The organism is Pseudomonas sp. zfem002, assembly GCF_032621685.1.
Taxonomy (GTDB): domain Bacteria; phylum Pseudomonadota; class Gammaproteobacteria; order Pseudomonadales; family Pseudomonadaceae; genus Aquipseudomonas; species Aquipseudomonas japonica.
Genome location: NZ_JAVYJH010000002.1, coordinates 1 through 17,805 on the forward strand (window position 1 = coordinate 1; position 17,805 = coordinate 17,805).

Here is a 17,805-nt window from a genome sequence, read left to right on the forward strand (position 1 = left end):
GACTACATCGCGATCATGGGTGGGCGCTGACAGAACCTAGCCACGCCCCTCTGCTGTAGGAGCGTGGGGTGCAAGACCAACGGCTTCGACCAGTTCGACAAGATCGCCTTCTGGAAGACCCCGCAGGCCGAGGGCGGCAAGTTCGTGCCGTACAGCCGCTGGACCCAGGACTACATCGCGATCATGGGTGGGCGCTGACAGAACCTAGCCACGCTCCTACAAGGGAACGCCCCTCCTTAACACCTCAGTACAGTCGTCCAGGCCTGGGCCGCTGCACACACCCACGCCTATCCGGAGCACCGCACCATGACCCTTGCAGTCCAGTTCACCCAGGTTTCCCGTCTGTTCGGCGAGGTCAAGGCCGTCGACCGGGTATCCATCGATATCCAGGACGGCGAGTTCTTTTCCATGCTCGGCCCGTCCGGCTCAGGCAAGACCACCTGCCTGCGCCTGATCGCCGGCTTCGAACAACCCAGCCACGGTTCGATCCGCATCCACGGCGCCGAAGCCGCCGGCCTGCCGCCCTACCAGCGCGACGTCAACACCGTGTTCCAGGACTACGCGCTGTTCCCGCACATGAGCGTGCTGGACAACGTCGCCTACGGCCTCAAGGTCAAGGGCATCGGCAAGCAGGAACGCCACGCCCGCGCCGAGGAAGCCCTGGCCATGGTCGCCCTCGGCGGCTACGGCGGGCGCAAGCCGGTGCAGCTGTCCGGCGGCCAGCGCCAGCGCGTGGCCCTGGCCCGTGCCCTGGTCAACCGCCCGCGGGTGCTGCTGCTCGACGAACCGCTGGGCGCCCTCGACCTGAAACTGCGTGAGCAGATGCAGTCCGAGCTGAAGAAACTCCAGCGCCAGCTCGGCATCACCTTCATCTTCGTCACCCACGACCAGACCGAAGCGCTGTCGATGTCCGACCGCGTCGCTGTGTTCAACCGCGGCCGCATCGAGCAGGTCGACACCCCGCGCAACCTGTACATGAAGCCGGCCACCACCTTCGTCGCCGAATTCGTCGGCACCTCCAACGTGCTCCGTGGCGACCTCGCCAGCCAGCTCGCCGGCAACACCCAGCCGTTCTCCATCCGCCCCGAGCACATCCGCCTCGGCGAAGCCGCGGCCAGCGGCCAGGTGCAGATCAGCGGCGTGCTCCACGACATCCAGTACCAGGGCAGCGCGACCCGCTACGAACTGAAACTGGACAACGGCCAGCTGCTCAACGTCAGCCAGGCCAACAACCAGTGGCAGGCCGACGTCGCCCAGTTGCAGCCAGGCCAGCGCCTGGCCGCGCACTGGGCCCGCGAGGCAATGACGCCGCTGCAGGAAACCGTGCTGAGCGAGGGTCGCTGAGATGAGCCTGGCCCTGGAAAAACCGGCCCTGGCGCCGACACCGATGTCGCCCATGCGGCGCATCTCCAACCTGCTCTACCGCAAGCCCAACCTGTACCTGGCGCTGCTGCTGATCCCGCCGCTGATCTGGTTCGGCGCGATCTACCTCGGCTCGCTGCTGGGCCTGCTGTGGCAAGGGTTCTACACCTTCGACGACTTCACCATGGCGGTGACGCCGGACCTGACCCTGGCCAACTTCGCCGCGCTGTTCAACCCGGCGAACTTCGACATCATCCTGCGCACCCTGACCATGGCCATCGCCGTGTCCATCGCCAGCGCCACCCTGGCCTTCCCCATCGCCTACTACATGGCGCGCTACACCACGGGCAAGACCAAGGCGTTCTTCTACATCGCGGTGATGATGCCGATGTGGGCCAGCTACATCGTCAAGGCCTACGCCTGGACCCTGCTCCTGGCCAAGGGCGGCGTGGCCCAGTGGTTCGTGCAGTTGCTGCACCTGGAGCCGGTGCTGCAGTTCATCCTCGGCATCCCCGGGGTGGGCGGCAGTACCCTGTCGACCTCGCACCTGGGGCGCTTCATGGTCTTCGTGTACATCTGGCTGCCGTTCATGATCCTGCCGATCCAGGCCTCCCTGGAACGCCTGCCGCCGTCGCTGCTGCACGCCTCGGCGGACCTCGGCGCGACCCCGCGGCAGACCTTCATGCAGGTGATCCTGCCGCTGTCGGTACCGGGCATCGCCGCGGGCTCGATCTTCACCTTCTCCCTGACCCTGGGCGACTTCATCGTCCCGCAACTGGTGGGCCCACCCGGCTACTTCATCGGCGGCATGGTCTACGCCCAGCAAGGCGCGATCGGCAACATGCCGATGGCCGCGGCCTTCACCCTGGTGCCGATCGTGCTGATCGCCCTCTACCTGTCCATCGTCAAACGCCTGGGGGCCTTCGATGCACTCTGAAAAAGCTTCGCTGGGCCTGCGCCTGGCGGCCTGGGGCGGGCTGCTGTTCCTGCACTTCCCGATCCTGATCATCTTCCTCTACGCCTTCAACACCGAGGACGCGGCCTTCAGCTTCCCGCCCCAGGGCTTCACCCTGAAGTGGTTCAGCGTGGCCTTCGCACGCGCCGACGTACTGGAGTCGATCAAGCTGTCGCTGCAGGTGGCGTGCCTCGCCACCCTGATCGCCCTGGTGCTCGGCACCCTGGCCTCGGCGGCGCTGTACCGGCGCAGCTTCTTCGGCAAGGAAGGCATCTCGCTGATGCTGATCCTGCCGATCGCCCTGCCCGGGATCATCACCGGTATCGCCCTGCTCTCGGCGTTCAAGAGCCTGGGCATCGAGCCGGGGATCTTCACCATCGTGGTCGGTCACGCGACCTTCTGCGTGGTGATCGTCTACAACAACGTCATCGCCCGCCTGCGGCGCACCTCGCAGAGCCTGATCGAGGCCTCGATGGACCTCGGCGCCGACGGCTGGCAGACCTTCCGCTACATCATCCTGCCCAACCTCGGCTCGGCGCTGCTGGCCGGCGGCATGCTGGCCTTCGCCCTGTCATTCGACGAGATCATCGTCACCACCTTCACCGCCGGGCACGAACGCACCCTGCCGATCTGGCTGCTCAACCAGCTCAGCCGGCCGCGCGATGTACCAGTGACCAACGTCGTCGCCATGCTGGTCATGATGGTGACCATGCTGCCGATCCTTGGCGCCTACTACCTGACCCGCGGCGGCGAAAGCGTTGCCGGCAGCGGCAAGTGACCCCCTGACTTCCGACGAGGACTGAATCATGCAAACCAAGCTGCTGATCAACGGCCAACTGGTGGCCGGCGAAGGACCTGCCTACGACGTGCTCAACCCGTCCCTGGGCGCCACCCTGGTGAGCATCAACGAAGCCACCGCGGCCCAGGTCGACGCCGCCGTGCGCGCCGCCGACCACGCCTTCGAGGGCTGGTCGCAGACCCCACCGAAAGAACGCGCCGGCCTGCTGCTGAAACTCGCCGACGCCATCGAGGCCCATGGCGAGGAACTGGCGAAACTGGAGTCGGCCAACTGCGGCAAGCCCTACGCCGCCGCGCTGAACGACGAGATCCCGGCCATCGCCGATGTGTTCCGCTTCTTCGCCGGCGCCAGCCGCTGCCTGAATGGCTCGGCCGCGGGCGAGTACCTGGCGGGCCATACCTCGATGATCCGTCGCGACCCGGTGGGCGTGATCGCCTCCATCGCGCCGTGGAACTACCCGCTGATGATGGTCGCCTGGAAGATCGCCCCGGCCCTGGCCGCCGGCAACACCGTGGTGCTCAAGCCGTCCGAACAGACCCCGCTGACCGCCCTGCGCCTGGCGCAGATCGCCGCCGAGCTGTTCCCTGCCGGCGTACTCAACATCGTCTTCGGCAAGGGCCCGAGCGTCGGCGCGCCGCTGGTCACTCATCCGAAGGTGCGCATGGTCTCGCTGACCGGTTCCATCGCCACCGGCTCGAACATCATCTCCAGCACCGCTGACAGCGTGAAGCGCATGCACATGGAGCTGGGCGGCAAGGCGCCGGTGATCATCTTCGACGACGCCGACATCGACGCGGCGGTGGAAGGCATCCGCACCTTCGGCTTCTACAACGCCGGGCAAGACTGCACCGCGGCCTGCCGCATCTACGCACAGAGCGGGATCTACGAAAAGTTCGTCGAGAAGCTCGGCGCGGCGGTGGCGAGCATCAAGTACGGTCTGCAGGACGACCCGGACACCGAGCTCGGCCCGCTGATCACCGCGCAGCACCGTGACCGCGTCGCCGGCTTCGTCGAGCGCGCCATTGCCCAGCCGCATATCCGCCTGGTCACTGGCGGCAAGGCGGTAGCGGGCGACGGCTTCTTCTTCGAACCGACCGTGCTCGCCGATGCCCAGCAGGACGACGAGATCGTCCGCCGCGAAGTGTTCGGCCCGGTGGTCTCGGTGACCCGCTTCGACGACGAGGCGCAGGTGCTGGCCTGGGCCAACGACTCCGACTACGGCCTTGCCTCGTCGCTGTGGACCGCCGACGTCGGCCGCGCCCACCGCGTCTCGGCGCGCCTGCAGTACGGCTGCACCTGGGTCAACACGCACTTCATGCTGGTCAGCGAAATGCCCCACGGCGGTCAGAAACTCTCCGGCTACGGCAAGGACATGTCCATGTACGGCCTGGAAGACTACACCTGCATCCGTCACGTGATGTTCAAACACTAAGGACTCTCCATGCAGATCACCCGACGCGATTTTCTCAACGGCGTCGCCATCGGTATCGCGGCAGGGCTGACCCCGCTGCAGATCCTCCAGGCCGCACCGGACGGACGTTACTACCCGCCGAGCCTGACCGGCCTGCGTGGCAGTCACGCCGGCGCCTTCGAAGTGGCGCACCAGATGGGCTGGGAGAAGAAGACCTTCGCCACCGACGCCCTGCCGATCAGCGAGCAGTATGACCTGATCGTGGTCGGCGGCGGCATCAGCGGCCTGTCGGCAGCCTGGTTCTACCGCCAGCGCCATCCGCAGGCGCGGATCCTGGTGATCGAGAACCACGACGACTTCGGCGGCCACGCCAAGCGCAACGAGTTCAGCGCCGATGGACGGACCCTCATCGGTTATGGCGGCAGCGAGGCGTTCCAGTCGCCGAACCACCTGTACAGCAAGGAAGTGAACGGCCTGCTCAAGGCGCTGGGGGTGGACATCAAGCGCTTCGAGACGGCCTTCGATCGCAACTTCTACCCGGACCTGAAGCTGTCCCGCGCGGTGTTCTTCGACAAGGAGACGTTCGGCGAGGACAAGCTGGTCAGCGGCGACCCGACCCCGATGGTCGCCGACGACATCGCCCCGGAGCGCCTGAACGCCCGTTCGATCCGCGACTTCATCAACGACTTCCCGCTGCCGGAAGCCGATCGCAAGGCCCTGATCGAGCTGCACGAAGCGCCGCGCGACTACCTCGCCGGGCGCAGCCTGAAGGAAAAGAACGAGCACCTGGAGCGCACCAGCTATCGCGACTTCCTGCTCAAGGACGTCGGCCTGTCGCCGACTGCGGTGGCCTACTTCCAGGGCCGTACCAACGACTTCATGGCCCTGAGCATCGATGCGGTGGCGGCTGCCGACGCCTACAACGTCGGTTTCCCCGGCTTCGCCGCGATGCAGCTGGAGCCGATCAGCGAAGAAGCCCGGGCGGAGATGGAAGAGCCGTACATCTACCACTTCCCCGACGGCAATGCCTCGCTGGCGCGCCTGCTGGTGCGCGACCTGATTCCCCAGGTGGCGCCGGGCAAGGGCATGGAGGACATCGTCCTGGCGCAGTTCGACTACAGCCAGCTGGACCAGGCCGCGCACCCGGTGCGCATTCGCCTGAACAGCACGGCGGTGAGCGTGCGCAACGTCGAGGGCGGGGTCAACGTCGGCTACAGCCGTGGCGGACAACTGGCCCAGGTGCGTGGCAAGCACTGCGTGATGGCCTGCTACAACATGATGATTCCGTACCTGCTGCGCGACCTGCCGGCGGAGCAGGCCCATGCCCTGAGCCAGAACGTCAAGTTCCCGCTGGTGTACACCAAGGTGGTGGTGCGCAACTGGCAGGCGTTCCACACGCTCGGCGTGCACGAGATCTATGCCGCGACCCAGCCGTACAGCCGGATCAAGCTGGACTATCCGGTGAGCATGGGCGGCTACGAGCATCCGCGGGATCCGTCGAAGGCCATCGGCCTGCACCTGGTCTACGTGCCGACCACGCCGAACGTGGGCATGAACGCCCGCGACCAGGCCCGCGCCGGTCGCGCGCGGTTGTACGGGCAGACCTTCGAGCAACTGGAAGCGCAGTTGCGCGAGCAGTTGCAGCGCATGCTCGGGCCGGGGGGCTTCGATCACCAGCAGGACATCCTGGCGATCACGGTCAACCGTTGGTCACATGGCTATTCGTGCTTCACCAATACGCTGTTCGATGATGCCGAGCAGACCGAACAGTGGATGAAGACCGCGCGCAGGCCGCTGGGCAAGGTGAGCATCGCCAACTCGGATGCGGCGTGGAGTGCGTATGCCCATGCGGCGATCGATGAGGCATGGCGGGCGGTTGGGGAGTTGAGCTGACGGGCTGATCTCGCGCAGACGCTGTAGGAGCTGGCTTGTCGTGTGACGAACCACTGCGAAAGGACCGCGCAGCGGTCCCTGATTGCCTGACTCTGGATCGGGAACGGGGACCGCTTTGCGGTCCTTTCGCGGGCAAGCCCGCTCCTACAGGAAAATTCCTACCCTACTCGCCTCCTCTGCCTACCCTACGCTTATTGAGTGCTGCTCACTGGTATCATAGTTTGATACCATGAAGTTGATCTTCAGCAAACCACCACCCAAGGGCCTCGAATGGTCACGCATCGAGTCGCTGCTCGTCAGCCTCGGAGCGCTGGTCGTCGAAGGAAGAGGCTCACGGGTCCGTTTCGAATTGAAAGGTGAGGTGGCGACCTTCCATCGCCCTCATCCTGACAAGCATGCCAAGCACTATCAGATCCGCGATGCACGCCGGTTCCTTGAACTGGCAGGAGTGACGCCATGAATGTAATGACCTACAAGGGCTACGCCGCCCGTATCGAATACAGTGATGACGATCAGTTGTTGATTGGCCATGTGGCAGGTATTCGCGATGTCATCGGCTTTCACGCAGAGTCCGTCGTCGAGTTGCGCAAGGCTTTCGAGGAAGCAGTCGACGATTATCTGGAGACTTGCACCCGACTGGGTCGGGAACCACAGAAAGCCTATTCGGGAAAATTGAGCCTGCGCCTGGAGCCAGCATTGCATGCCAGCGTCGCCGCCAAGGCAGAGCTGGAAAACAAGAGCATCAATCAGTGGGTCAGCGATGTATTGAATCAGGCAACCCACGCCTGAAGGACGGGGCAGATTGAAGATCTGCCCCGCTCGTGTTCAATCCCGCAGATCCGACTCATGAATCGGCTGCTCGCGACTGGTCGCGCGCTGGTACTGCGCCGGCCACACCGCCTTGTTGCCGCCCAGGTCATCGTCGGCATGCAGCGGCCAGTACGGATCGCGCAGCAGTTCCCGGGCCAGGAAGATCAGGTCGGCCTGCCCGGTGCGCAGGATGTGCTCGGCCTGCGCAGGTTCGGTGATCATGCCCACCGTGCCCGTGGCAATCCCCGATTCCTTGCGCACCCTTTCGGCGAAGCGGGTCTGGTAGCCCGGTCCGGTGGGGATCTCGGCATGCACCGAGGTACCGCCGGACGACACATCGATCAGATCCGCCCCCAGCGCCTTCAGGCGCCTGGCCAGTTCCACGGTCTCGTCCGGGTTCCAGCCATCCTCCACCCAGTCGGTGGCGGACACCCGCACGAACAGCGGCAACGATTCCGGCCATACCTCGCGCACCGCCTCGGTGACCTGCAAGGTCAGGCGAATGCGGTTGTCGAAACAGCTGCCGTAGCTGTCCCGCCGCTGGTTGCTCAACGGCGACAGGAACTGATGGAGCAGGTAGCCATGGGCAGCATGGATCTCGACCACCTTGAACCCCGCCACCAGCGCCCGCTTCGCCGCGGCGACGAAGGCGTCGATGAGGTCGCGGATCTGCCCCTCGCTCAGTTCACTCGGTGGTGTGTGCTCCGGGTCGAAGGCGATCTTCGACGGGCCCACCGGGATCCAGCCGCCGTCATCCGGCTTGATGCTGCCGTGCTTGCCCAACCATGGCCGATGGGTGCTGGCCTTGCGCCCGGCATGGGCCAGCTGGATCCCCGGCACGGCGCCCTGGGCGGTGACGAAGCGGGTGATGCGCTGCAGCGGCGGGATCTGCCCGTCGTCCCACAGGCCCAGGTCCTGGGCGGTGATGCGACCGTCGGCGGTGACCGCCACGGCCTCGGTGAAGATCAGCCCGGCACCGCCCACGGCACGGCTGCCGAGGTGGACCAGGTGCCAGTCGTTGGCCAGGCCGTCGACGCTGGAATACTGGCACATGGGCGAAACGGCGATGCGGTTGGGCAGGGTCAACTGACGCAGGGTGTAAGGCTCAAGTAGCAGGCTCATGAGGGCACCTCTCAGAACTCCGAATGGTGGGCCGAACCGAGCGCTCGTTCTTCCCTTTGGCTCAGTGCCGGTCCTACACAGCCTAGACCACAATCCTACGCCCGATCAGCGCGGCTCCATATGCGCGATCATCAGTTGCACACTTTCCTGGCCGCGGAACTCGTTGACGTCGAGCTTGTAGGCCAGCTCCACCCAGCGCACCGTGGGATTGGGCCAGACCTCGCGATCGACGCCGAAGGCGATGCCATCGAGTTTCAGCGAGCCGCACTCGCTCTTGAGCACCACCTTGAGGTGACGCTCGCCGACCACACGCTGCTCCACCAGCTGGAACACGCCATGGAACAGCGGCTCGGGGAAGTGCTGGCCCCAGGGACCGGCATGGCGCAGGGCGCGGGCCAGTTCCAGGTGGAATTCCTCCACCGCCAGGGTGCCGTCGGAGAGCAGGCGGCCGGTCAGGTCCTCTTCGCGCAGTTGCCGACGCACTTCCTCGTCGAACGCCGCGGCGAAGGTCGGGAAGTTGTCCGCCGGCAGCGACAGGCCAGCCGCCATGGCGTGGCCACCGAACTTGCTGATCAACTGCGGATGACGCGCCGCCACGGCATCCAGCGCATCGCGGATATGGAAGCCCGGCACCGACCGCGCGGAGCCCTTGAGCATGCCCTCGCCGGCATCGGCGAAGGCGATGGTCGGCCGGTGGTAACGCTCCTTCAGGCGCGAGGCGAGGATACCGATCACCCCTTGGTGCCAGTCGGCCTCGAACAGACACAGACCGAACGGCATCGACTCAACCGGCAAGTCCTTGAGCTGGGCCAGGGCCTCGCGCTGCATGCCCTGCTCGATGGACTTGCGGTCCTGGTTCAGTTCGTCCAGCTGCACCGCCATGTCCCGCGCCAGCGTCGGTTCTTCGCTGAGCAGGCACTCGATGCCCAGGCTCATGTCGTCCAGCCGTCCGGCGGCGTTGAGGCGCGGGCCGAGGATGAAGCCGAGGTCGGTGGAGGTAATGCGCCGGTGATCGCGGCGGGCCACTTCGAGGATCGCCTTGAGTCCCGGGCGGGCACGCCCGGCGCGAATCCGCTCGAGGCCCTGATGCACCAGGATGCGGTTGTTGGCATCCAGCGGCACCACGTCGGCGACGCTGCCCAGGGCTACCAGGTCGAGCAGTTCGCCGAGGTTCGGCTGCGCTTTGTCGTTGTAGTGACCGAGCGCACGCAAGCGCGCACGCAGGGCCATCAGCACATAGAAGATCACCCCGACCCCGGCCAGCGATTTGCTCGGGAACTCGCAGCCCGGCTGGTTCGGGTTGACGATGGCGTCGGCCTGCGGCAGTTCGTGGCCGGGCAGGTGGTGGTCGGTGACCAGCACTTTCAGCCCCGCCGCCCGCGCCGCGGCCACGCCGTCGACGCTGGAAATGCCGTTGTCCACGGTGATCAGCAGGTCGGGGGAGCGCTGCAGCGCCACCGCGACGATCTCCGGGGTCAGGCCGTAGCCGTATTCGAAGCGGTTCGGCACCAGGTAGTCGACGTGGGCCGCGCCCAGCAGGCGCAGGCCGAGCACGCCGACACTGCTTGCGGTGGCGCCGTCGGCATCGAAGTCGCCGACGATGAGAATGCGCTGGCGCCCGGCCAACGCCTCGACCAGCAGGTCCACCGCCGCGTCGATGCCCTTGAGCAGGCTGAACGGCAGCAACCGCGCCAGGCTCTTGTCCAGCTCTTCGGCACTCTGCACGCCGCGGGCGGCGTAGAGGCGGGTCAGCAGGGGCGGCAGGTCGCCGAGAAACGGCAGGGTCGACGGCAGGGATCGCGGTTCGATACGCATGGGGCAGCTATGGCTTCCTGATAAAGACGAGAGGGACGCAGGCGGCTCAGCCGCGCTCGCCCAGCAACCACTCCAATTGCACTTCGTGCTGGCCGCGGTCGTCGGTGACGAAGACCGTGCCTTCGCTGATCATCACGTCCCACTTGATCGAGCGCGGCATGTCGGTGGCCAGGGTTTCCAGGACATCCTGGGGCACTGCGGCGATGTTCAGGTTCTTCAGGCCCTTCACCGCGTCCACCACCTTGTTCTGCCAGACCCGCAGGCTGCCGTAGGCCAGCAGGCTGGTGCGCTCGGTACGGCGCGAGCACCAGGTCAGGCGCTCGGCGTCCGGCTGGCCGACTTCGATCCAGTGCAGGATGCGGTCATCCAGGCTCTTTTCCCACAGCGCGGCTTCATCGACATCCGACAGACCACGACCGAACGACAGGTTCTCGTTGTACCAGAGGGCGTAGGCCAGCAGGCGCACGGCCATGCGCTCCTCGGTTTCCGAAGGATGGCGGGCGATGGTCTGCTTGACGCTTTCGTACACGCCGCGGTCGAGGTCGGTGAGGTTCAGTTCGAATTTGTAGGTGGTGGACGGCTGGGCCATGGGGGCGGGCTTCTGGTATCGGAAAAGTTGCCCAGTCTACCCGATGCGGCGGCAATCGACGACGCGCTGCCACAATCATGCGCTACAACAGTATCTGAGCCTTTCACCCTGTGATAAAAACGAGCGCACTGCCCACCTGCCACGGATACCCCATGTCGCTGCCCAGCAAACCCCTCGCCGGCCTCAAGGTCGTCGAACTCGGAACCCTGATCGCCGGCCCCTTCGCGTCACGCATCTGCGCCGAATTCGGCGCGCAGGTGGTCAAGGTCGAATCACCGGACGGCGGCGATCCGCTGCGCAAATGGCGCAAGCTGTACGAGGGCACCTCGCTGTGGTGGTTCGTCCAGGCACGCAACAAGCAGTCGCTGACCCTCAACCTCAAGCACCCGGAAGGCATGGCGATCCTCAAGCGCCTGCTCGCCGACGCCGACATCCTCATCGAGAACTTCCGCCCCGGCGTCCTGGAAAAGCTCGGCCTCGGCTGGGATGTGCTCAAGGCGCTGAACCCGAAGCTGGTCATGGTGCGCCTGTCCGGCTTCGGCCAGACCGGGCCGATGAAGGACCAGCCGGGCTTCGGCGCGGTCGGTGAGTCCATGGGCGGCCTGCGCTACATCACCGGTTTCGAGGACCGCCCGCCGGTACGCACGGGGATTTCCATCGGCGACTCCATCGCCGCCCTGTGGGGCGTGATCGGCGCGCTGATGGCCCTGCGTCATCGCGAGGTCAACGGCGGTGAAGGCCAGGTGGTGGACGTGGCGCTGTACGAGGCGATCTTCGCCATGATGGAAAGCATGGTTCCGGAATTCGACGTGTTCGGCTTCATCCGCGAGCGCACCGGCAACATCATGCCCGGCATCACCCCCTCCTCCATCCACACCAGCGCCGACGGCAAGCACGTGCAGATCGGCGCCAACGGCGATGCCATCTTCAAGCGCTTCATGCTCGCCATCGGTCGCAGCGACCTGGCCGAGGACCCGAGCCTGGCCAGCAACGACGGCCGCGACCTGCGCCGCGACGAGCTGTACGGGGTGATCGATCGCTGGGCCAACAGCGTGCCGCTGGACAGCCTGATGAAGACCCTCACCGACGCCGAGGTGCCCGCCAGCCGCATCTATAGCGCCGAGGACATGTTCACCGACCCGCAATTCCTCGCCCGCGAGATGTTCCTCCAGGCGAAGCTGCCGGACGGCAAGCCGTTCAAGATGCCCGGCATCGTGCCCAAGCTCTCCGACACCCCCGGTTCCAGCGAATGGGTCGGGCCGAAGCTGGGCGAGCACACCGAGCAGTTGCTTGGCGAGCTGGGCTACAGCGCCGCGGCCATCAGTGACCTGCGCGAGCAGGGTGCCATCTGAATCGGCCTTGGCGCGGCACCGGCCTGGGGCTGCTGCTCGGCATGCTGCTGAGCACCTCCAGCATGGTGTCGGCCAAGGAACGACTGATCTGGCTGCTGCGTGACCTGCCGCCGCTGACCATCTTCGAAGGCTCGCGCAAAGGCCAGGGCGCCGTGGACCAGATGCTCGTGCGGCTGATCGAGCAGATGCCCGAGTACGATCACAGCATCATGCGCGTCAACCGCGCCCGGGCCATGCAGATGCTCCAGGAACCCAGCTTCACCTGCGATGCGACGCTGCTGTGGACTCCGGAACGGGCGCGCTTCATCCATTTCTCGCTGCCGAGCATGGGCACCCTGAGCAACGGCCTGATCGTGCGCAGGCAGGACGCGGCGATGGTCGAGCCGTTCCTGGTCGACGGCAAGGTCGACCTCAAGGCGCTGCTGGCGAGCCAGACCGCGCGCCTGGGCATGGTTGCCGAACGCAGCTACAGCCCGCCGGTGGATAGCCTGCTCAAGGCCACCCCGGCGGACAGCCTCACCCCGCACTACGGCAACGACGCCGTGCGCAGCCTGCTGCAGATGCAGAGCCTGGGCCGACTGAAATGGCTGCTGGGCTACTGGCCCGAGGTGCGCTACCTGACCCAGGACCTGGGCCAGCCAGCGGAGACGCTGACCTTCTATCCGATCCAGGGCATGGCCGATTATCAGTTCATTCATGTCGGCTGCTCCGATACACCGCTCGGGCGCGAGGCGGTTAGCCACGTCAACCAGTTGCTGCTGCAGATGCGCCAGGACACGCTGCCGCCGCTCTACGCCGACTGGCTCGATGCGCAGACCCGCGAAACCTACCTGCGCGACGCCGCGCATTTCTTCGACGACGACCACCCCTGAATCGCGGGCAAAAAGAAACCCCGAACGGTGGGGAGCCCGAACGGGGTTAAACGAAGGCCATGGGTGACCTTGCGTGCAAGCAGTCAGTCAGCATCGGAGCAAAATGCCATCTACCTGCCTGTAGGATGTCTGATTGCCATGGAGGGTAAAGGTTCCTCTCACAAGGTAGCCGATAAACCGCGACCCTGCCGGGCATGTTGCCAGGCCGCGATCACACAGGGTTGCAAACGCCCTTCGGCGATGCGCAGATCGCGGCGCAGGCCATCCACCAGATCCACCAGCAGGCGCTGGTCCTGCAACTGGCTGGCGCGGGCGCTGCGTTGCAGCACGTCGAAGCCATGCTCGTCGAGCAGCGACAAGCTGAAGTCGCCACTCCCCGCCGGCGCCAGAACGACCTGGTAGGGTGCCAAGGCTTCATTGAGCAACAAGCTCACCGATTCCATCGTGTTCACTGTTCACCTCGCTAGCACCAAGTGGTCTTCGACTGACTCCGCCAACGCCGGAAAAGTTCGGCGAAACGGGGCTTTCACCAAGGGTTCAAGCGAGCATGCCGGGGAAAGATGACAGATTGAACGTGCCCTGGCGCCGCAGTATCAAAAAGCCACCAATCCTTACGCCACGCCCTTCCGGCCCGGGTTTGCGCTGTCGCGGCCGCTGATCCATTTGAGCAGTTCGCCACCGGACATCGGCCGGGCGAGGAAATCGCCCTGCACCAGCGGCCGCCCCAGGCCCTGCACGGCCTGCCAGTCGGTCAGGGTATCGACGTCGTTCACCACCACGTCCAGTTCGCAGCGTCGGGCCAGGATCAGCGCCGCCGCGACCACCGCCGCCCGGGTGCCGTCCTCGGCCATTGCGCGCACGAAGCCGGCGGCAAGTTTCAGTTCGTTCAGCGGCAGATCGAACAGCTGGCGCAGGTTCGTCGTGCCCCGTCCGAATCCGTCGAGACACAGACGGCAGCCAAAGCGACGCAGGGCCGCCAGCTGCCGCAACTGGGCAGCCTCGAGCCGGCCGCAATGACGCTCATCCACGGCCAGGGTGAGGCTCCCGGCAGGCAATCGATGCTGGCGCAGCAGCGCCGCCAGGCGGTCGACGAAGGTCGTCCCGAGCAACAGCGCCGGCGGTACGTTGACCGCCATGGGCAGTGGCCGGTCGCCGTCCAGGCGAATCGCCGCACTGACCGCCAGCGCCTTGTCCAGTACGTGCCAGGTCAGCATGTCCAGCAGGCCGGCACCCTGCATCACCGTGAAGAACTGCCCGGGCGCCAGCAAACCGAGGGTTGGGTGCTGCCAGCGCACCGAGGCCTCGACCGCGAGCAACACGCCGTCGACGTCGAGCCTGGGTTGGTAGTTCACTTTCCATTGCGCGCGCGAATGGGCCAGTTGCTCGGGGGACAGCCTGCCCAGCTCGATGATCTGCGGCGCGGTACTGATGGCCACGGGCTCGCTGGCGCTGTCGTGGTACTCGCCGAGCAGACGGTGCAGCGTCACGCCGCTGGCCGGCTTCTGCAGGCAACCAAGCAGGCGCAGGCCCAGTTGCGGGGCGAGTTCGGCGATGTTGTCGAGCAGGGCCGGTTCGGCATCGCTGAGCACGACCAGGGCCGAGGCCAGGCGCTTCTCGGCGAGATGACGGATCATCGCCAGGCCGTCGGGGCCCTCCATGTACAGGTCGCAGATGGCCACATCCACCGGCCCGCGGCGTTCGAGCATCTGCATGGCACAGATCACCGAGTCCGCCGCGAGCACGTCGAACACACCATTGGCATTGAGCACCTGGTGCAATGCCATGAGCTGAAAGGGATGGTCTTCGAGGATAAGGACCTTGAGCGAGTGCATGGACAGTTCTCCGTGACGGCACGAAGACGCAACTCTAGGGAAATCCTCCCGGCCCCCCTATAGGACAAATCCGAAGGATGGGCTTCCATTTCCGATGGCTGCCGGAGCGCCCATGCCGCGCCCGGCCGCAAACAAAAAAGCCCGTCACGCAGGACGGGCTTTTTTACCGGTATCGCTTACAGCGGCTTGCCACGATTGCCATGCTGGCTGACGAATGCCTGGACCTTGCCCAGGTCGTTGGCCAGGACGGTGCAGCGCTCTTCCCGCGAGAACAGGTCGGAGAGGTGCGCCGGCAGTTCCAGGGCCTTGGCGACGCCGGCCTGTTCCACCGCATCGGGGAACTTGACCGGATGCGCGGTGCCCAGCACCACCATCGGGGTGTCCAGGCTGCGACGGCATTCGCGGGCGGCCTTGACGCCGATCGCGGTATGCGGATCCAGCACTTCGCCGGTCTGGGCGAAGACTTCGGCGATGGTTTCGCAGGTCTGCGCGTCATCCACGGCCAGCGAGTCGAACAGCTTGCGGGCCTCGGTCCAGCGATCCTGCTCGACGCTGAAGCCGCCGCCCTGCTTGAAGTTCGCCATCAGCTCGGCGATCGCCGCGCCATTACGACCGTGCAGGTCGAACAGCAGGCGTTCGAAGTTCGACGAAACCATGATGTCCATGGACGGCGACAGGGTCGCGTGCAGGGTTTCCTTGACGTACTGGTTGCCGCTCATGAAGCGGTGCAGGATGTCGTTGCGGTTGGTCGCGACGATCAGTTGGCTGATCGGCAGGCCCATGTTGCGCGCCAGGTAGCCGGCGAAGATGTCGCCGAAGTTGCCGGTCGGCACCGAGAACGCCACCGAACGGGCCGGGCCGCCGAGCTGCAGCGCCGCGTGGAAGTAGTAGACGATCTGGGCCATGATCCGCGCCCAGTTGATCGAGTTGACCGCCACCAGGCGGGTGCCCTTGAGGAAGCCCTGGTCGGCGAAGCTGGCCTTGACCATCTCCTGGCAGTCGTCGAAGTTGCCTTCGATGGCGATGTTGTGGATGTTCTCGCCGAGGATGGTGGTCATCTGCCGGCGCTGGACTTCCGACACGCGCTGGTGCGGGTGCAGGATGAAGATGTCGACGTTGTCGCAACGGCGGCAACCTTCGATGGCCGCGGAACCGGTGTCACCGCTGGTGGCGCCGATGATCACCACGCGCTCGCCGCGCTTGGCCAGGACGTGGTCGAGCAGGCGACCGAGCAGTTGCAGGGCGAAGTCCTTGAACGCCAGGGTCGGGCCGTGGAACAGCTCCAGTACCCACTCGTTGCTGTTCAACTGACGCAGCGGGGCGACCGCGGCGTGGGCGAACTCACCGTAGGTTTCTTCGAGGATTTTCTTGAAGTCGGCATCGGCGATGCTGCCGGTGACGAACGGGCGCATGACCCGGAACGCCAGCTCGTGATACGGCAGGCCGGCCCAGGACGCGATCTCTTCCTGGGTGAAGCGCGGCAGGTTCTCCGGTACGTAGAGGCCGCCGTCGCTGGCCAGGCCAGCCAGCAGCACGTCTTCGAAATTCAGGGCCGGAGCCTGGCCGCGGGTACTGATATAGCGCATGACACAAACCTTTCTTTGAGCCGCAAGCCGCGCGCCTCGCGCGACTCGCGGCTGGAATTAATTGAGTTGTTCGACGCGGATCCGCACGACCTTGCCGATCACGTCCTGCAAGGCTTCCAGGGCGACGATCGCGTCGTTCATGCGTTGTTCCTGCACCTCGTGGGTCAGCAGGATCATCGGTACCAGGCCGTCCTGTTCTTCGACGTCCTTCTGCATGATCGATTCGATGTTGATACCGCGCTCGGAGAGGATGCTCGCCACCTGGGCCAGTACGCCCGGATGGTCCTTGGCCTGGATGCGCAGGTAGTACGCGGTTTCGCAGGCTTCGATCGGCAGGATCGGATGGGCGGACAGCGAATCCGGCTGGAAGGCCAGGTGCGGAACGCGGTTTTCCGGGTCGGAGGTCATCGCACGGACCACATCCACCAGGTCGGCGACCACCGACGAGGCGGTCGGCTCCATGCCGGCACCGGCGCCGTAGAACAGGGTGGAGCCGGCGGCGTCGCCGTTGACCATGACCGCGTTCATCACGCCATTGACGTTGGCGATCAGGCGGTCGGCCGGAATCAGGGTCGGGTGCACGCGCAGCTCGATGCCGGCAGCGGTGCTGCGGGCCACGCCCAGGTGCTTGATGCGGTAGCCCAGGGCCTCGGCGTAGTTGACGTCGGCGGTGGTCAGCTGGGTGATGCCCTCGGTGTAGGCCTTGTCGAACTGCAGCGGAATGCCGAAGGCGATGGACGCGAGGATGGTCAGCTTGTGCGCGGCGTCGATGCCTTCGACGTCGAAGGTCGGGTCGGCTTCGGCATAACCCAGCGCCTGGGCTTCGGCCAGGACGTCAGGGAAGGTGCGGCCTTTCTCGCGCATTTCGGTGAGGATGAAGTTGCCGGTGCCGTTGATGATGCCGGCAACCCAGTTGATGCGGTTGGCCGAGAGGCCTTCGCGGATCGCCTTGATCACCGGGATGCCGCCGGCCACCGCGGCTTCGAAGGCGACGATGACGCCCTTCTCGCGGGCGCGGGCGAAGATCTCGTTGCCGTGCACGGCGATCAGCGCCTTGTTCGCGGTGACCACGTGCTTGCCATTGTCGATGGCCTTGAGCACCAGCTCGCGGGCCACGGTATAGCCACCAATCAGTTCAATGACAATATCGATCTCGGGGTTGCTCGCCACCTCGAACACGTCAGCGGTAATGGGGGTACCGGTAATCTGGCAGTTCGGGTTGGGCGAACGCATGGCAATCTGTGCCACTTCGATTCCACGCCCGGCGCGACGGGCGATTTCCTCGGCGTTTCGCTTAAGAACATTGAAGGTTCCGCCACCGACGGTCCCCAACCCACAGATGCCTACTTTGACCGGTTTCACTGTGAACTCCCCATTGAACGACCGGCACACGGCCGGTCGTGAAAA

16 protein-coding genes and 1 pseudogene are annotated in these 17,805 nt (G+C 65.5%); 10 read left to right on the forward strand and 7 right to left on the reverse strand.

Features of this window, described 5'->3' with window-relative positions:
- Positions 1-66 precede the first annotated feature (66 nt).
- The 8 genes and pseudogenes from RTI28_RS03285 to RTI28_RS03320 form a co-directional block, all read left to right on the forward strand.
- Positions 67-198, forward strand: a pseudogene (locus RTI28_RS03285) (spermidine/putrescine ABC transporter substrate-binding protein); the annotation flags it as partial.
- A gap of 108 nt (positions 199-306) precedes the next feature.
- Positions 307-1,344: an ABC transporter ATP-binding protein gene (locus RTI28_RS03290; protein ID WP_316919119.1), complete on the forward strand. Its 1,038-nt coding sequence runs from the start codon at positions 307-309 to the stop codon at positions 1,342-1,344.
- A gap of 1 nt (position 1,345) precedes the next feature.
- Positions 1,346-2,299 (forward strand): ABC transporter permease, encoded by a 954-nt coding sequence (locus RTI28_RS03295; RefSeq protein WP_316919120.1) that lies wholly within the window; start codon positions 1,346-1,348, stop codon positions 2,297-2,299.
- Positions 2,289-3,095, forward strand: a complete 807-nt coding sequence (locus RTI28_RS03300; protein ID WP_316919121.1) for an ABC transporter permease — start codon at positions 2,289-2,291, stop codon at positions 3,093-3,095. The genes RTI28_RS03295 and RTI28_RS03300 overlap by 11 nt, the downstream gene beginning before the upstream one ends.
- A 28-nt stretch (positions 3,096-3,123) precedes the next feature.
- Positions 3,124-4,548: a gamma-aminobutyraldehyde dehydrogenase gene (locus RTI28_RS03305; protein WP_316919122.1), complete on the forward strand. Its 1,425-nt coding sequence runs from the start codon at positions 3,124-3,126 to the stop codon at positions 4,546-4,548.
- Positions 4,549-4,557: 9 nt separating this feature from the next.
- Positions 4,558-6,420, forward strand: a complete 1,863-nt coding sequence (locus RTI28_RS03310; protein ID WP_316919123.1) for an FAD-dependent oxidoreductase — start codon at positions 4,558-4,560, stop codon at positions 6,418-6,420.
- A 229-nt stretch (positions 6,421-6,649) separates the two neighbouring features.
- Entirely contained in the window at positions 6,650-6,880 is a 231-nt protein-coding gene (locus RTI28_RS03315; RefSeq protein ID WP_316919124.1) for a type II toxin-antitoxin system HicA family toxin, read from the forward strand.
- Positions 6,877-7,209 carry a type II toxin-antitoxin system HicB family antitoxin gene (locus tag RTI28_RS03320; protein WP_316919125.1) on the forward strand — a complete coding sequence of 111 codons (333 nt, stop codon included), beginning with the start codon at positions 6,877-6,879 and terminating at the stop codon, positions 7,207-7,209. The genes RTI28_RS03315 and RTI28_RS03320 overlap by 4 nt, the downstream gene beginning before the upstream one ends.
- A gap of 36 nt (positions 7,210-7,245) precedes the next feature.
- Here RTI28_RS03320 and RTI28_RS03325 read toward each other — a convergent pair whose 3' ends face one another.
- From RTI28_RS03325 to RTI28_RS03335, 3 genes are all read right to left on the reverse strand, one after another.
- Positions 7,246-8,352 (reverse strand): NADH:flavin oxidoreductase/NADH oxidase, encoded by a 1,107-nt coding sequence (locus RTI28_RS03325; protein WP_316919126.1) that lies wholly within the window; start codon positions 8,350-8,352, stop codon positions 7,246-7,248.
- 105 nt (positions 8,353-8,457) lie between these two features.
- On the reverse strand, positions 8,458-10,167 hold the full coding sequence (gene recJ / locus RTI28_RS03330) for a single-stranded-DNA-specific exonuclease RecJ (protein WP_316919127.1): 1,710 nt from the start codon (positions 10,165-10,167) through the stop codon (positions 8,458-8,460).
- Positions 10,168-10,213: 46 nt separating this feature from the next.
- Positions 10,214-10,756 carry a YaeQ family protein gene (locus tag RTI28_RS03335; RefSeq protein ID WP_042122065.1) on the reverse strand — a complete coding sequence of 181 codons (543 nt, stop codon included), beginning with the start codon at positions 10,754-10,756 and terminating at the stop codon, positions 10,214-10,216.
- Between the two features lie 152 nt (positions 10,757-10,908).
- Here RTI28_RS03335 and RTI28_RS03340 point away from each other — a divergent pair, with 152 nt between their 5' ends.
- On the forward strand, positions 10,909-12,108 hold the full coding sequence (locus RTI28_RS03340) for a CaiB/BaiF CoA-transferase family protein (RefSeq protein WP_316919128.1): 1,200 nt from the start codon (positions 10,909-10,911) through the stop codon (positions 12,106-12,108).
- A gap of 41 nt (positions 12,109-12,149) precedes the next feature.
- Positions 12,150-12,980: a TIGR02285 family protein gene (locus tag RTI28_RS03345; RefSeq protein ID WP_316919129.1), complete on the forward strand. Its 831-nt coding sequence runs from the start codon at positions 12,150-12,152 to the stop codon at positions 12,978-12,980.
- A gap of 158 nt (positions 12,981-13,138) precedes the next feature.
- Here RTI28_RS03345 and RTI28_RS03350 read toward each other — a convergent pair whose 3' ends face one another.
- The 4 genes from RTI28_RS03350 to RTI28_RS03365 all read right to left on the reverse strand — a co-directional run bounded on the left by RTI28_RS03350 (position 13,139) and on the right by RTI28_RS03365 (position 17,760).
- On the reverse strand, positions 13,139-13,423 hold the full coding sequence (locus RTI28_RS03350) for a DUF3509 domain-containing protein (protein WP_316919607.1): 285 nt from the start codon (positions 13,421-13,423) through the stop codon (positions 13,139-13,141).
- Positions 13,424-13,591: 168 nt separating this feature from the next.
- Positions 13,592-14,812, reverse strand: coding sequence for an EAL domain-containing response regulator (locus RTI28_RS03355; protein ID WP_316919130.1), 1,221 nt, complete (start codon positions 14,810-14,812; stop codon positions 13,592-13,594).
- A gap of 176 nt (positions 14,813-14,988) precedes the next feature.
- A complete protein-coding gene (gene thrC, locus RTI28_RS03360; RefSeq protein ID WP_316919131.1) occupies positions 14,989-16,398 on the reverse strand; it encodes a threonine synthase in 1,410 nt (469 codons plus the stop codon).
- Positions 16,399-16,455: 57 nt separating this feature from the next.
- Positions 16,456-17,760: a homoserine dehydrogenase gene (locus tag RTI28_RS03365; protein WP_042122077.1), complete on the reverse strand. Its 1,305-nt coding sequence runs from the start codon at positions 17,758-17,760 to the stop codon at positions 16,456-16,458.
- Between the last annotated feature and the right edge of the window lie 45 nt (positions 17,761-17,805).

Coding starts and splice junctions, on each gene's coding strand:
- RTI28_RS03350 (WP_316919607.1), bottom strand. CDS start 13,423: ATGGAATCGGTGAGCTTGTTGCTCAATGAAGCCTTGGCACCCTACCAG.
- RTI28_RS03300 (WP_316919121.1), top strand. CDS start 2,289: ATGCACTCTGAAAAAGCTTCGCTGGGCCTGCGCCTGGCGGCCTGGGGC.
- thrC (WP_316919131.1), bottom strand. CDS start 16,398: ATGCGCTATATCAGTACCCGCGGCCAGGCTCCGGCCCTGAATTTCGAA.
- RTI28_RS03295 (WP_316919120.1), top strand. CDS start 1,346: ATGAGCCTGGCCCTGGAAAAACCGGCCCTGGCGCCGACACCGATGTCG.
- RTI28_RS03340 (WP_316919128.1), top strand. CDS start 10,909: ATGTCGCTGCCCAGCAAACCCCTCGCCGGCCTCAAGGTCGTCGAACTC.
- RTI28_RS03290 (WP_316919119.1), top strand. CDS start 307: ATGACCCTTGCAGTCCAGTTCACCCAGGTTTCCCGTCTGTTCGGCGAG.
- RTI28_RS03345 (WP_316919129.1), top strand. CDS start 12,150: ATGCTGCTGAGCACCTCCAGCATGGTGTCGGCCAAGGAACGACTGATC.
- RTI28_RS03325 (WP_316919126.1), bottom strand. CDS start 8,352: ATGAGCCTGCTACTTGAGCCTTACACCCTGCGTCAGTTGACCCTGCCC.
- RTI28_RS03310 (WP_316919123.1), top strand. CDS start 4,558: ATGCAGATCACCCGACGCGATTTTCTCAACGGCGTCGCCATCGGTATC.
- recJ (WP_316919127.1), bottom strand. CDS start 10,167: ATGCGTATCGAACCGCGATCCCTGCCGTCGACCCTGCCGTTTCTCGGC.
- RTI28_RS03335 (WP_042122065.1), bottom strand. CDS start 10,756: ATGGCCCAGCCGTCCACCACCTACAAATTCGAACTGAACCTCACCGAC.
- RTI28_RS03320 (WP_316919125.1), top strand. CDS start 6,877: ATGAATGTAATGACCTACAAGGGCTACGCCGCCCGTATCGAATACAGT.
- RTI28_RS03315 (WP_316919124.1), top strand. CDS start 6,650: ATGAAGTTGATCTTCAGCAAACCACCACCCAAGGGCCTCGAATGGTCA.
- RTI28_RS03305 (WP_316919122.1), top strand. CDS start 3,124: ATGCAAACCAAGCTGCTGATCAACGGCCAACTGGTGGCCGGCGAAGGA.
- RTI28_RS03355 (WP_316919130.1), bottom strand. CDS start 14,812: ATGCACTCGCTCAAGGTCCTTATCCTCGAAGACCATCCCTTTCAGCTC.